Genomic DNA, 13,790 nt, shown 5'->3' with positions numbered 1-13,790 from the left:
TTATCCTTAAGACTTAGTCACTGCACGAAAGGAGCCGAAGGCTGCGGAACCGATGTTCAACGAGATTACTGTCGCACCCGCCGCAGAGATATCGGCCAAAAGGTCTAAGAGTTCGGCCTGTCGATAGGCAAAAAAGGACTGGATTCCTTCATCCAGCGCGCCCAGGGCGGAAACGGCCAGCAGCGCCGTCAGGCCCGGCCGCCGCTGCACCGAGAGGTAGACCAGCACCGTCAGGAAGGCGTAGGCCGCCAGGTGCAGGCGCTTGTCGCCGAAGGCGTCGGACATCTCGGCGGCCAGGCCCGGTAGGTTGCCCACCGTCACCAGCGTGGCGAAGAACAGCGCCGCCAGCGGCAGGCAGATCCGCGCCAGGCCCGGCCGCCAGAAGGATGAGGCCGCGCGCCGGGACTCAGACACGGCCGTACATGTCCTGGAAGCGGACGATGTCGTCCTCGCCCAGATAGGCGCCGGATTGCACCTCGATGATCTCCAGCGGGATCTTGCCGGGGTTCTCCAGGCTGTGGACCTCGCCCAGCGGGATGTAGGTCGACTGGTTTTCGGTCAGGAGGTACTGCTTGTCGCCGTTGTAGATGCGCGCCGTGCCCGACACCACCACCCAGTGCTCGGCGCGGTGGTGGTGCATCTGCGACGACAGGCGCGCGCCCGGCTTCACCGTGATGCGCTTGACCTGGTAGCGCGGGCCCTGGCCGACCGAGTCGTACGAGCCCCACGGGCGCTGCACCTCGCGGTGGTGGTTCAGTTCGCTGCGGTGCTGCACCTTGAAGGCCTCCACCAGCCGCTTGACGTCCTGCGAGCGCGTCTTGTGGGCGACCAGCACGGCGTCGGCCGTTTCGATCACCACGATGTCGTCCAGCCCCACCGAGGCCACCAGCCGGCTGGTCGAATGGATGAGGCAGTTGCGCGAGTCCTCGACCATCACGTCGCCGGTGGTGGAATTGCCCTCGGCGGTCTTGCGGGCGATGCCCCAGACCGCGTCCCAGGCGCCGACGTCGCTCCACGGCGCGGCCAGCGGAATCACCACCGCGCTGTCGGTGCGTTCCATGATGGCGTAGTCCATCGAGTCGCTCGGGCAGGCCTCGAAGGCCGGGCCGTCCAGTTGGAACAGCGCGTTTTCGCCATGGCCCGCGGCCACCGCCGCCCGGACCTGTTCGAGGATGCGCGGCGCCAGCCGTTCCAGTTCGGCCAGGAAGACCGAGGCCTGGAAGGCGAACATGCCGCTGTTCCAGTAGTAGCTGCCGTCCTCGATGAAGCGCTGCGCCACTTCGGGCGAGGGCTTTTCGACGAACCGGCGCACCTTGCGGGCGGGCGCCATGGCGCCGGGTTCGGCCGCCTGGATGTAGCCGTAGCCGCTCAGTGGCGCGGTCGGGGTGATGCCGAAGGTCACCAGCGCGCCCTGGCGGGCGGCCTGGTAGGCCTGGGCGAAGGCCGCCGCCAGCACCGGGCCATCCTCCAGCACATGGTCGGAAGGCATGATGAGCATGACCGGATCCTCGCCGTCGCGCATCGCCCGCAGCGTGGCCGCGGCGATGGCGGGCGCGGTATTGCGCGCATACGGCTCCAGCACGATTTCGGCGTCGTGGATGTCCAGTTCCAGGGCCTGCTCGGCGGCGATGTAGCGGTGGGCGTCGTTGCAGACCAGCATGGGGCGCGCCTGGGCGCCGGCGGACCCCAGCCGCAGCAGGGTGTTCTGCAGCAGGCTGCGGTCATCGGTCAAACGGATGAACTGCTTGGGCAGCAGCTCGCGCGACAGCGGCCACAGGCGCGAGCCGGACCCGCCGCAGAGAATGACGGCCCGATACGGAGGATGGGGGTTGGTCATGGCGCTGACTCCTTGAAGTAGGCCTGGGTGTAGGGGTGCGCGCCCGGATCGGCGGCGATGGCCGCCGCGGGCTGCCAGCGGTAGCGGCGGTGCTGGCCCAGCGGCAGGCTGGCGGTGTCCAGCGTGAGTTCCGCCTCATAGGCGAGGACGATGTAATGGGTGGAGCGGCCGGCCTCGCCGGCAAAATTGGTGCCATAGAAGTGTTCGTACACGCCCCGGGGGCGCCAGGCCTGCGGCGGCAGCGTCAGGCCCAGTTCCTCGCGGACGATGCGTTGCAGCGCGCGCGGCAGCGTCTCGTTCTTGCGGATGCGGCCGCCCGGCACGAACCACGAACCCTGCGCCGGCGGATTGCTGCGCAGGCCGGTCAGGTAGCGGCCTTCGGCATCGCGCAGCAGCAGGTCGATGGACACCAGCGGCAGCATCTCCACCGCGCGGCGGAAATCGTTCTCGGCCAGCAGGCCGGGCGGCTGGGTCGCCGGCGCGGGCGCGCAGCGGGCGCGTGGCGGGGCGAAAGGGGGCCAGCCCAGCGGTTCAGTAGACATTTCGCCCCGTCCATCCGGATACCGCCGTGCGGGCGATGATCATCAGGTCCATCCGGAACGTCCAGTGCTGGATGTAGTAGATGTCATGCTCGACGCGGTCGCTCATCTTGCGCAGCGTATCGGTCTGGCCGCGCAGGCCATTGACCTGGGCCCAGCCGGTGATGCCGGGCTTGACCCGGTGGCGCATCATGTAGCGCTGCACCAGGTCCTTGTACAGCTCGTTGTGCTCCAGCGCGTGCGGGCGCGGCCCTACCACCGACATGTCGCCGCGCAGCACGTTCAGGAATTGCGGCAACTCGTCCAGGCTGGTGCGGCGCAGGAAGCCGCCGATGCGGGTGACGCGCGCATCGTCGCGGGTGGCCTGCGTGACCACGCCGTGCTCCTGGTGCACGGTCATGGTGCGGAACTTGTAGACATGGAAGACCTTGCCGTCCACGCCCAGGCGCGGCTGGGTGAACAGCACCGGGCCGCGCGAGGTCAGCTTGACCAGGCAGGCGATGGTCAGCATCAGCGGCGACAGGCCCAACAGCGCGCACAGCGCGAAGGCGCGGTCGAATGCTTCCTTGGCCAGGCCGCGCACGCCGGCGGCGGGCAGGCTGTTGAGCTGGATCGCGGGCAGGCCGAGGAATTCCCCGATGCGATGGCCCAGCAGCTGGATCGACATCACGTCGGGAATCCAGCGGATGTCCACCAGGTCGTTGCGCAGGTGATAGAGCACTTCGCGCAATTCCTGGCCGGCCTCCATCGGCAGCACGATCCAGACCTCGCGCACATTGTGTTCGCGCACGAAGCCGTGCAGGGCATCCAGCTCGTGCAGCCGGCGCACTTGCGGCGGCAGGTTTTCGTGGGGCTCGGCGTAGATGCCGGCGACCTCGTAGCCGGCCTCGCGATAGCGTTCCACGCGGCGCCACAGATCGTGGCCCAGCGCGCCGAAGCCGACCAGCAGCACGCGCTTGCGGTCCAGGCCGCGGTCGCGCGCTGCGCCCAGCACCGCGTAGGCCGCCAGGCGCACGCCGGCCAGCGCCAGGGCGGCGGAGCCGAACCAGGTCGCGGCCCACAGGCGCGATACCGACGCGCTCTGGTGCATGAGGAAACTCACCAGGATGCCGAGCGCGAACACCAGCGCCCATGCCGCCAGGCTGCGCACGACCAGGTCCATCAGCCGGCGGCCGCGCCATGACACGTACAGGCTGAACGCCGGGAACAGGGCGATGACGCCCAGGCCGCAGAGATAGATCAGGAACAGGTGGATCTGCGGCGGATCGATCATCGCCTCGTCCGAGAACTTCAGCTCGGTCACGGCCAGGCCGCAGATGATGACGATCGCCGCATCCAGCAGGCGGTACAGATAGCTGGATCGGCTCGATCTCGCCGACGTGTCCGTAAGGGACGGGTCCATCGCGTACTCCTTTGTTCGGGGAGTCGCCCTGCGGCCGCGGGGAAAACAGCGGTGCACCGCCGCAAAGCATGTGGCTACCGTCGAAATCTTATTGAGTGCCCGGCGTACCCGAAACCTCCAAACGATGTAGGAGAAGGCTTAGGGCATCCGTCGAATGTGCGGGGGCGTGAAAAGAGAGTGGAATGTCGCAACCCGTTACGCATCGGGCTCCTTTCCAAGCAACGAAGTCATTCACTGTGGATCCGCCATGACGACATTTTTCGGAACGTTGAGCCGAGCCATCGCTGCCATCGCGCTCGTGTCCTCGCTGGGCGCTTGCGCCCTTTCTCCCGGCATGACCTTCAATTCCAAGCATCTCGTCGATCCGCTGGATCCGAATTCCGTGGCCGAGATCAAGGAAATCACGCCTTCGCTGGTGCTTGCCGATCACCGCGCCCGCCAGGCGCTGCTGGACAATGATGGCGTTTCGCGCCTGGTCGACAAGACCGAGCCCTATCGCATCGGCCCCGGGGACATCCTTTCGATCGTGGTCTGGGATCACCCCGAACTCGTACTTCCGACGCAAACCTACGCCATCGGCACCGGGGTGACAGAACTAGCCTTCGGGGATACCGCCTCGGGCATTCCGGGCTATACGGTCTCATCCTCTGGATACATCCAATTTCCCTATACGGGATTGCTGAAAGTGGCGGGGTTGACGGAACTGCAGGCGCGCAATCTCATAGTGAATAGTTCAGGCAAGTACATCCAGGATCCGCAGATCACGGTGCGGGTGCTGGGTTACCGCAGCAAGCGAGTCTACGTCGAGGGCGAGGTGAAAACGCCGGGCACCGTCGCGATCAACGACATCCCCATGACCCTGCTGGAAGCGATCAATCGCGCGGGCGGCATCCTGCCCACCGGCGATCGCAGCAGTGTCTATGTGATCCGCGACGGCAGGAAGACGCGCGTCAACCTGCCCGCCTTGATCGAGCGTGGCCAGGACCTGAACCAGGTGATGCTGAAGTCGGGCGACATCGTCCGGGTGACGCCGCGCGACGAAAGCAAGATTTTCGTGACGGGCGAAGTGACCACGCCCGCCGCGATAACGATGCGGGATGGAAGGCTGACGTTGAACGAAGCGCTGGGCGAGGCGGGAGGCCCCAACCAGTTGACCGCGGACTCGTCACAGGTGTTTGTGGTGCGCAGTACCGAGCAGGCGACGCCGCTGGTGTTCCATCTGAACGCGGCTTCGCCGCAGGCATACGCGGTGGCGGAGAAGTTCGAGTTGCAACCCAAGGACGTCGTCTTCGTGGACACGGCGGCGCTGGTGCGGTGGAACCGCTTCATCAGCAACCTGTTCCCGAGCGCGCAAACGGTGCAGACCGTGCATTCAATCAAGTAATCGACCCTCGGAACCCGCCTCGCGCCGCTGGACGCGCGCGGCGGGTCCCGGCCCACGCCTTTGGGGGCGTCGCGACCGCGGCGGCGCCTATTCTTGGAGAGCTGCATGTCGTTGCCTATCGAATCGTTCGAGCCCTCCGTCCCGGCTCGCCAGCAGGAAACCCCGCTGTCCTCGCACGTGGACGCCATTTTCTCCAATCGTTGGCTGATCATCGCCATCACGCTTATCGCGCTGCTGGGCGCGGTCACCTACGTCATGGTGACGCCTTCGGTCTATTCGGCCGACATCATCGTCCAGGTGGAGGAGGAGATGCCGCAAGGCCAGAGCCGCAGCCTGCTGGGCGACGTCTCGGCCATCTTCGACACCAAGGCCGAGACCTCGGGCGAAATGGAAGTGCTGCGTTCGCGCATGGTGGTGGGACCCGCCGTCGACAAGTTCATGCTGTACATCCACGCCAAGCCGCGCTATTTCCCGGTGGTCGGCGAGTGGCTGGCGCGGCGCTACGAAAGCCTGCCGTATCCATCGGGCCTGCCGCGCGGCGGCTATGCCTGGGGCGGCGAAACCATCCAGGTATCGCAGCTGGACGTGCCCAACGAATGGCTGGGCAAGCCCTTTCGCATCACCACCCTGGGTGAGGGCGCCTATACCCTGAGCGACAAGATCACCGGCGCCACGTTCAAGGGCACGGTTGGCAAGCCCGAACATTTCCTGCTGCCTGGCGGCGGCGCGCTGGACGTGCACATCGATGCGCTCAGCGGCCGGCCCGGCACCGAGTTCACCGTGTCGCGCACCTCGCGCCTGGCGGCGATCGAGGACGTGCAGTCGCGCCTGGGAATCTTCGAGCGTGGCCGCACCTCGGGCGTGATCGGCGTGACGCTGGAAGGCAACGATCCGGCGCTGACCACCGCGGTGCTGAACCAGATCGGCCAGGAATACGTGCAGCAGAACGTCAACCGCAAATCGGCGCAGGCCGAGAAGTCGCTGGCGTTCCTGGACGAGCAGTTGCCGCAGCTCAAGCGCGAGCTGGACGCGGCCGAGACCAAGTACAACTCGCTGCGCAACAAGCGCGGCACCATCGACCTGAGCGAAGAGGCCAAGCTGATCCTGGCGCAGTCGGTCGACGCCCAGACCAAGGTGATGGAGCTGCGCGCGCGGCGCCAGGACATGATCACGCGGTTCGCGCCGACCCATCCCAGCATCATCGCGATCGATCGGCAGATCGCCTCGCTGACCGGCGACGTCAACCGCATCGGCAACAACATCAAGCAATTGCCCGATCTGGAGCAGGACGTGGTGCGGCTGGTGCGCGACGTGCGCGTCAACACCGAGCTGTACACCGGGCTGCTCAACAACGCGCAGCAGCTGCGCCTGATCCGCGCGGGCAAGGTCGGCAACGTGCGCATCCTCGATGCGGCGGTGCAGCCGGACAAGCCGGTGCGCCCCAAGGCCGCCATCATCATCGCCGTGGCCACGGCCATCGGCCTCATCTTCGGCCTGCTGTGCGCGTTCGTGCGCAATGCGCTGTTCGGCGGCCTGTCCGAGCCCGACGACGTCGAGCGCTACACCGGCCTGCCGGTGCTGGCCGCGATTCCGCACAGCGACCTGCAGGACAAGCTGTGGCGCCGCAGCCGGCGCAAGAACGCGACGGTGCCGGCGCTGCTGGCGCAGAGCCAGAGCACCGCGCCGCCGATCGAGAGCCTGCGGTCGTTCCGCAATGTGTTGCAGGCCTCGCTGCAGCAGTCCACCAACAACATGGTCATGTTCACCGGGCCGGTGGCCGGCGTGGGCAAATCGTTCCTGTCGGCCAACTTCGCCTTCATCCAGGGCGGGGTCGGCAAGCGGGTGCTGCTGATCGACGCCGATTTCCGCAAGGGCCAGTTGAACCGCTATTTCGGCGTGCCCAAGGAAGACGGCCTGTTCGAGGTGCTGTCCGGCACGCTGCCGCTGGAGCGGGTGCGCAAGCACAGCGTTTCCGAGGGCGTGGACTTCATCGCCACCGGCGCGGTCAGTTTCGATCCGTCGGAACTGCTGGCCTCGCCGATCTTCGGCCAGACCCTGCGTGAACTGGCCAGCCAGTACGACATGGTCATCCTGGACACCGCGCCGGTGCTGTCCTCGCCCGACGCGGCGGTGGTCGGCACCCACGCGGCCGCGGTCATGGTGGTGGTGCGCTCCGGCATGAACACCGTGGGCGAGATCCGCGAGACCGCCAAGCGCCTGATCCAGGCTGGCGCGCCGGTCGACGGGGTGCTGTTCAACGGCCTGAAGCTGATGCCCGAGCGTTTCGGCTTCCGCTCCAAATACGGCGGCTATCGCTACTCGCGGGCCGCCTACTACGGTGATTTCAAGCAGAACGGCCCCAAGTAACCTCCGCGGAGAACTGGCATGCATGGAACGTTTGGCTGGGAAACCCCGCAGATCCTGGATGCGGTCTTCAAGGCATACGACATACGCGGCACCGTGCCCGATGAAATCGACGCGCGCTTCGCCCACAGCCTGGGCATGGCGGCGGGCGCGCGGGCGCTGGAGCTGGGCGCGCGCGCCATGGTGGTCGGACGCGACGGTCGCCTGAGCAGCGTGGAGCTGGCGGCGGCGCTGCAGGCCGGGCTGCGCTCGGCCGGGCTGCACGTCATCGACATCGGCATGGCGACCACGCCCATGGTGTACTTCGCCACCCGCCTGATGGATACCGGCGCGGGCATCGCCGTCACCGGCAGCCACAATCCGCCGACCCACAACGGCTTCAAGATCGTGCTGGACGGCGCCTCGCTGTATGGCGAGGGCATCACCGCGCTGCGCGACGCGATGCGCCTGCCGATTGAATCGGCCAGCGTCGCCGGCGGCCGCACCCAGATGCAGATCCAGCCATGCTACGCGGCGCGGCTGGTCGGCGACATCCGCATGGCGCGGCCGATGAAGATCGCCATCGATTGCGGCAGCGGCGTGGCCGGCGCGGTGGCGCCCGCGTTGTTCCGCGCGCTGGGCTGCGAGGTCACGGAATTGTTCTGCGAGGTGGACGGGTCCTTTCCCGGACATCATCCGGACCCCGCCGATCCGCAGAACCTGCAGGACCTGATCTATTGCCTGCGCTACTCGGATTGCGAAGTGGGGCTGGCGTTCGATGGCGACGGCGACCGGCTGGGCGTGGTCACCAAGTCGGGCCAGATCATCTGGCCCGACCGGCAACTGATCCTGTTCGCGCGCGACGTGCTGGCGCGCAATCCGGGCGCGGAGATCCTCTACGACGTCAAGTGCAGCCGCCATGTGGCGCGCGCCATCGTCGAGGCCGGCGGCAAGGCCACCATGTGGAAGACGGGACACTCGCTGATCAAGGCCAAGATGCGCGAGACCGGCGCGCTGCTGGCCGGCGAAATGAGCGGCCACGTGTTTTTCAAGGAACGCTGGTACGGCTTTGACGACGGCATCTACGCCGCCGCGCGGCTGCTGGAGATCCTGTCGGCCGCGCCCAATCCCTCGGCGCTGCTGGAGAGCCTGCCGCAATCCTGCGCCACCCCGGAAATCAAGCTGGAAACCACCGAAGGCGAACAGTTCGAACTGGTGACGGCCTTGCGCGAAGGCGGGACGTTTCCCGGCGCGCTGTCCATCAACGACCTGGACGGGGTGCGTGTCGACTACGCCGACGGCTTCGGCCTGGCGCGGCCGTCCAACACCACGCCGACGGTGGTGCTGCGTTTCGAAGGAGACTCCGTGGCCGCCCTGGCCCGTATCGAGGAGGACTTCCGCAATGCGTTCCGGCGCGTTGCGCCTCATATCCGTTTACCGTTCTAAGGAGCATCACGCGATGGGAAAGGCGAATTTTGCGAGAGAGGCCCGGGCCGGGACCGAGGTGGACAGCCTGGCCGCCAGCCCCGAATGGCAGGCGTTCGCGCAGGCGGCGCGCGGCGCCGCGCTCGACGCGGCGGCGCTGAAGGTGATCGAGGCGGCCGGCCTGTGCGTGGACCTGACCATGCAGCGGCAGTCCGCCGCGTTGGACACGGCCGCCGCGGCCCTGCTGCGCGCCCGCGGACTGGACGCGGCGCGGCAGGCATTGTTCTCCGGCGGGCCGGTCAACTGGACCGAGGGCAAGCCGGCCTGGCACACCGCGCTGCGGGCCGGCCGCACGCGCGAACAGCCGGACGGGCAGGACCAGGATTCGGTGTGCGAGTACTCGCGCATGGCGGATTTCGTGCGGCGCATCGACCAGACCGCCGATTTTTCCTCGGTGTTGCACGTGGGCATCGGCGGCAGCGACTGGGGGCCGCGCCTGGCGATCCAGGCCTTCGGCGGCCCGGGGCAGCGGCGCCAGATCCGTTTCGTCTCCAACATCGACGGCCACGCCTTCCATGACGCGGTGGCCGGGCTGGACCCGCGCCGCTGCCTGGTGGTGGTGTCGTCCAAGTCCTTCACCACCGCCGAAACGCTGCACAACGCCCGCGCCGCCATTGCCTGGCTCAAGCAGGGCGGGGTGGCCGACCCGTCCACGCACCTGGCGGCGGTCACCGCCAACGTGCCGGCCGCGCGCGCCCTGGGCGTGCCGTCGAGCCAGGTGTTTCACATGTGCGATTGGGTCGGCGGGCGCTATTCCGTCTGGTCGGTGGCGGGCCTGTCGATCGCCCTGACCGTGGGGGTCGACGTGCTGATCGGCATGCGCGCCGGCGCCGAAGCCATGGACCAGCATTTCCAGCAGGCGCCCCTGGCGGCCAATGCGCCGGTGCAGCTGGCGCTGGCCGGACTGGTCAATTGCAGCGTGCTGGGTCACGGTTCGCTCAACATCGCCGCCTACAGCGCGCGCTTGCTGCACCTGGTGACCTATCTGCAGCAGCTGGAAATGGAATCGCTGGGCAAGCGCGTCGGCGGCGATGGCGCCGAGGTCGACGTGCCCACCGCGCCGATCATCTGGGGCATGCCCGGCACCGACGGCCAGCACACCTTCTTCCAGTGGCTGCACCAGAGCGCGCAGGGCGCGCCGGTCGATTTCATCGCCAGCCTGCAGGGCCATCCGGACAGTCCCGACGCCCATCGCATGCTGCTGGCCAACTGCCTGGCGCAGCGCCAGGCGCTGCTGCGCGGCAAGAGCCTGGAACAGGCGCTGCTGGACGTGGCCCAGGTCGATGATCCCGACAAGGCCTTGAGCCTGGCGCACCACATGGTGCATCCGGGCGGGCGGCCCTCGACCCTGATCGTGCTGCGCCAGCTCGATCCGCGCGGCTTGGGCGCGTTGTTGGCGCTGTATGAGCACAAAGTGTTCGTGCAGAGCGTGGTATGGGGCGTCAACCCCTTCGACCAGTGGGGCGTGGAACTGGGCAAGCGGCTGGCCACCGGCATCGAGCGCGAGCTGGCGGTGCCGGTGTCGGCCGGCGTGGTCGACTGGGGCCACGACGCGTCGACCTCGTACTGGATCGACCGCTACCGCGGCCACGCCCAGGCGCCGCGCCCGCGCCATGCCTGGGTGCCGGGCGTGGCGGCGCATCTTTGAACGGAGAGCGGCATGACGGACATGCGCGTGCTGGTCACCGGCGGCGCCGGCTACATCGGCGCCCACACCCTGGTGGCGATGCTGGCGGCGGGCCAGCGGCCGCTGGTGCTGGACAACTTCAGCAACGGCAGCCCGGAGGCGGTGCGGCGGGTCGAGCGCCTGTGCGGCGCGTCGATCCCGCTGGTCGAGGGCGACATCCGCCAGACCGGGCTGGTGCAGGCGCTGCTGGCGCGCGAGGCGCGGCGCGGCGATCCGGTGCGGGCGGTGCTGCACCTGGCCGGCTGCAAGGCGGTCGGCGAATCGGTGGCCGATCCGCTCAAGTACTACGACACCAACGTGTCCGGCTCGGTGGCGCTGTTGCGCGCCATGCGCGAGGAGGGCGTGACGCGGCTGGTGTTCAGCTCGTCGGCCACCGTCTATGGCGAGCCGCGCGCGCTGCCGTTCACCGAGGCGCATCCGCTGGCGCCGGCCAACCCCTACGGCCGCAGCAAGCTGATGGTCGAACAGATGCTGCGCGACCTGTGCGCCGCCGAGCCGGCGTTCGGCGCGGTGACGCTGCGCTACTTCAACCCGATCGGCGCCCATCCCAGCGGCCAGATCGGCGAAAGCCCGCGCGACGTGCCCAACAACCTGTTTCCCTACATCACCCAGGTGGCGGTGGGGCGCCAGCCGTTCCTGAACGTGTTCGGCGATGACTACGCCACCGAGGACGGCACCGGCGTGCGCGATTACCTGCACGTCATGGACCTGGCGCAGGGCCACGTGCAGGCGCTGGCCTATGCCGCCGATCACGCGGGCTTCGTGGCGGTCAACCTGGGCACGGGGCAGGGCACCAGCGTGCTGGAACTGGTGCGCGCCTTCGAGCGGGTCAGCCAGCGCCGCATCCCGTTGCGCAAGGCGCCGCGCCGGGCCGGCGACATCGAGCGGATGTGGGCGGATCCCGCGCTGGCGGCGTCGCTGCTGGGCTGGCGCAGCACCCGCGGGGTCGAGGCCATGTGCGCCGATGGCTGGCGCTGGCAGCAGGGCAACCCGCACGGCTATGAGGCCGAGCCGCCCGCGCCATAACCCCAACGGCGTGTCGGATGGGTTCCGCGAAGCGGGCCGAGCGGTTACAGTTGACGGAAATATTGCGAAGCAGCATCGCCGCGCGGCCCCGCCGTCACGCGCGATGCACCGTCACCGAGGCACTGTCATGCTCGATTCCCTTCCGTCCGCCGGCCCGGCCGGCATCCTGCCGGGGCTGTTCCAATGAGCGGCCCGGCCTACCTTCCCACCGCCCACTGGAACCTGGACAGCATCGTCTCGGGCCTGCGCCAGGCGCGCGTGGCCTGGCGCGGCCCACGCGGCCGCCTGCGCGAAGACGCCGGTCTGCGCGAGTTTCCGTCGCAGGAAGCCCTGCGACAGATCATCAAGGACCTCTGTGGCGCCTTGTTCCCGATGCGGCTCGGGCCCATCGACCTGCGCGAGGAAGTCGAGGACTTCTACGTCGGCCACACCATCGGCGCGGCGCTCGATGCGCTGCTGCACCAGGTCAACCTGGAACTGCAATACGTCGGCCGCGACGATCCGGCGCAGCAGGCCGTTTCGCAGCAGCGGGCCATCGACATCGTGCGCCAGTTCGGCGCCGAATTGCCGCGGGTGCGCGCCGCGCTCGACCTGGACGTGACCGCCGCCTATCAGGGCGACCCGGCCGCGCACAGCGTCGACGAGGTGCTGCTGTGCTATCCGGGCGTGGCGGCCATGATCCATCACCGCCTGGCCAACGTGCTGTACCGCCTGGGCGTGCCGATGCTGGCCCGCATCGTGGCCGAGATCGCCCACGCCGACACCGGCATCGACATCCACCCGGGCGCCACCATCGGCCGCAGCTTCTTCATCGACCACGGCACCGGCGTGGTGATCGGCGAAACCGCCATCATCGGCGACCGCGTGCGGCTCTACCAGATGGTCACGCTGGGCGCCAAGCGCTTCCCGCCGGGCGAGAACGGCGAACTCAAGAAAGGCCTGGCGCGCCACCCGCTGATCGAAGATGATGTGGTGATCTACGCGGGCGCCACCATCCTGGGGCGCGTCACCATCGGCAAGGGCTCGACCATCGGCGGCAACGTCTGGCTTACGCGCAGCGTGCCGCCGGGCAGCAACGTCACCCAGGCCAGCCTGGTCAGCGACATGCCGGACTGCGGCCTGGGCGGCTGAGACGGCGTCCGCGTTTCGGCTGGGCGGCCCTGGCGCCGCCCGCTTCTCGCCCGGGCGGCGCTGGCGTCCGGGATTCGCTACGGGAGCCTGGATGGACACACGTGTTTCGGATCTGGCCGCGCTGCGCGGCTTCGTCGACCGCCACCCGCGGCTGTTCGTGCTGACCGGGGCGGGCGTCAGCACCGATTCCGGCATCCCCGACTACCGTGACACCGACGGCGAATGGAAGCGTTCGCCGCCGATGACGCTGCAGACCTTCATGGGCGGCGAATACGCGCGCGCCCGCTACTGGGCCCGCAGCATGGTCGGTTGGCGCCGCTTCGGCCAGGTGCAGCCCAACGCCTCGCACCGCGCGCTGGCGCAATTGCAGCAGCGCGGCCGGGTGTCGATCCTGGTGACGCAGAATGTCGACGGGCTGCATGAAGCCGCGGGCAGCCGCGACGTGGTCGACCTGCATGGCCGGCTCGACCAGGTGCGCTGCATGAACTGCGACTGGCGCGGCCATCGCGATGGCTGGCAGCAAACGCTGCACCAGCGCAACCCCGGCTGGATCGCCTTCGAGGCCGACGACGCGCCCGATGGCGATGCCGACCTGGATGGCGTGGACTTCGCTTCGTTCCAGGTGCCGCCCTGTCCGGTCTGCGGCGGCATCGTCAAGCCCGACGTGGTGTTCTTCGGCGAGACCGTGCCGCGCGAGCGGGTCGACCGCGCCAACGCCGGCCTGATGGCGGCCGACGCGGTGCTGGTGGTGGGCTCGTCGCTGATGGTCTATTCGGGCTACCGCTTCGTCACGGCGGCCTCGCGCAACGGCATGCCGATCGCCGCCATCAACCTGGGCCGCACGCGGGCCGACAACCTGCTGACGCTGAAGGTCGAGCTGCCCAGCGCCATGGCCCTGGAGGCGCTGACAGCCCCCTAGAAGGGGACGGGGTGGCGGCCGGTTTTTGACCGGTTTA

11 protein-coding genes are annotated in these 13,790 nt (G+C 68.4%); 7 read left to right on the top strand and 4 right to left on the bottom strand.

The genetic code is table 11. The features are described 5' to 3' along the window. Positions 1–6: 6 nt before the first annotated feature. The 4 genes from AC6CR5_RS11885 to AC6CR5_RS11870 all read right to left on the bottom strand — a co-directional run bounded on the left by AC6CR5_RS11885 (position 7) and on the right by AC6CR5_RS11870 (position 3,778). Positions 7–414 carry a VanZ family protein gene (locus tag AC6CR5_RS11885; RefSeq protein WP_232067163.1) on the bottom strand — a complete coding sequence of 136 codons (408 nt, stop codon included), beginning with the start codon at positions 412–414 and terminating at the stop codon, positions 7–9. Beyond that, positions 407–1,837, bottom strand: a complete 1,431-nt coding sequence (locus tag AC6CR5_RS11880; RefSeq protein ID WP_020928828.1) for a mannose-1-phosphate guanylyltransferase/mannose-6-phosphate isomerase — start codon at positions 1,835–1,837, stop codon at positions 407–409. Before AC6CR5_RS11880 ends, AC6CR5_RS11885 begins: the two co-directional genes overlap by 8 nt. After that, entirely contained in the window at positions 1,834–2,295 is a 462-nt protein-coding gene (locus AC6CR5_RS11875) for a GDP-mannose mannosyl hydrolase (RefSeq protein WP_197745567.1), read from the bottom strand. The genes AC6CR5_RS11880 and AC6CR5_RS11875 overlap by 4 nt, the downstream gene beginning before the upstream one ends. Positions 2,296–2,368: 73 nt before the next feature. Continuing rightward, positions 2,369–3,778, bottom strand: a complete 1,410-nt coding sequence (locus AC6CR5_RS11870; protein ID WP_498085658.1) for an undecaprenyl-phosphate glucose phosphotransferase — start codon at positions 3,776–3,778, stop codon at positions 2,369–2,371. A 247-nt stretch (positions 3,779–4,025) separates the two neighbouring features. Between AC6CR5_RS11870 and AC6CR5_RS11865 the strand changes: the two genes are divergently transcribed. From AC6CR5_RS11865 to AC6CR5_RS11835, 7 genes are all read left to right on the top strand, one after another. Further along, complete coding sequence (locus tag AC6CR5_RS11865; protein WP_006387746.1) at positions 4,026–5,162, top strand: polysaccharide biosynthesis/export family protein; 1,137 nt, start codon at positions 4,026–4,028, stop codon at positions 5,160–5,162. Between the two features lie 105 nt (positions 5,163–5,267). Further along, positions 5,268–7,529: a GNVR domain-containing protein gene (locus tag AC6CR5_RS11860; protein ID WP_020928826.1), complete on the top strand. Its 2,262-nt coding sequence runs from the start codon at positions 5,268–5,270 to the stop codon at positions 7,527–7,529. Positions 7,530–7,547: 18 nt separating this feature from the next. Then, the gene (locus AC6CR5_RS11855) at positions 7,548–8,951 is read left to right on the top strand and encodes a phosphomannomutase/phosphoglucomutase (protein ID WP_006387748.1); all 1,404 of its coding nucleotides are present in this window, start codon (positions 7,548–7,550) and stop codon (positions 8,949–8,951) included. A 13-nt stretch (positions 8,952–8,964) separates the two neighbouring features. Continuing rightward, positions 8,965–10,638, top strand: coding sequence for a glucose-6-phosphate isomerase (gene pgi / locus AC6CR5_RS11850; RefSeq protein ID WP_498085657.1), 1,674 nt, complete (start codon positions 8,965–8,967; stop codon positions 10,636–10,638). A 12-nt stretch (positions 10,639–10,650) separates the two neighbouring features. Continuing rightward, complete coding sequence (galE, locus tag AC6CR5_RS11845) at positions 10,651–11,703, top strand: UDP-glucose 4-epimerase GalE (protein WP_498085656.1); 1,053 nt, start codon at positions 10,651–10,653, stop codon at positions 11,701–11,703. A 183-nt stretch (positions 11,704–11,886) separates the two neighbouring features. Continuing rightward, positions 11,887–12,834, top strand: coding sequence for a serine O-acetyltransferase EpsC (gene epsC, locus AC6CR5_RS11840; RefSeq protein ID WP_006387751.1), 948 nt, complete (start codon positions 11,887–11,889; stop codon positions 12,832–12,834). A gap of 91 nt (positions 12,835–12,925) precedes the next feature. Next, a complete protein-coding gene (locus AC6CR5_RS11835) occupies positions 12,926–13,753 on the top strand; it encodes an NAD-dependent protein deacetylase (protein ID WP_020928824.1) in 828 nt (275 codons plus the stop codon). Positions 13,754–13,790: the final 37 nt, after the last annotated feature.

The organism is Achromobacter sp. EG18 (assembly GCF_059759395.1).
This window is presented reverse-complemented; position numbering and strand designations above follow the sequence as displayed.

Coding starts and splice junctions, on each gene's coding strand:
- AC6CR5_RS11880 (WP_020928828.1), bottom strand. CDS start 1,837: ATGACCAACCCCCATCCTCCGTATCGGGCCGTCATTCTCTGCGGCGGG.
- AC6CR5_RS11870 (WP_498085658.1), bottom strand. CDS start 3,778: ATGGACCCGTCCCTTACGGACACGTCGGCGAGATCGAGCCGATCCAGC.
- AC6CR5_RS11865 (WP_006387746.1), top strand. CDS start 4,026: ATGACGACATTTTTCGGAACGTTGAGCCGAGCCATCGCTGCCATCGCG.
- AC6CR5_RS11860 (WP_020928826.1), top strand. CDS start 5,268: ATGTCGTTGCCTATCGAATCGTTCGAGCCCTCCGTCCCGGCTCGCCAG.
- AC6CR5_RS11855 (WP_006387748.1), top strand. CDS start 7,548: ATGCATGGAACGTTTGGCTGGGAAACCCCGCAGATCCTGGATGCGGTC.
- pgi (WP_498085657.1), top strand. CDS start 8,965: ATGGGAAAGGCGAATTTTGCGAGAGAGGCCCGGGCCGGGACCGAGGTG.
- galE (WP_498085656.1), top strand. CDS start 10,651: ATGACGGACATGCGCGTGCTGGTCACCGGCGGCGCCGGCTACATCGGC.
- epsC (WP_006387751.1), top strand. CDS start 11,887: ATGAGCGGCCCGGCCTACCTTCCCACCGCCCACTGGAACCTGGACAGC.
- AC6CR5_RS11835 (WP_020928824.1), top strand. CDS start 12,926: ATGGACACACGTGTTTCGGATCTGGCCGCGCTGCGCGGCTTCGTCGAC.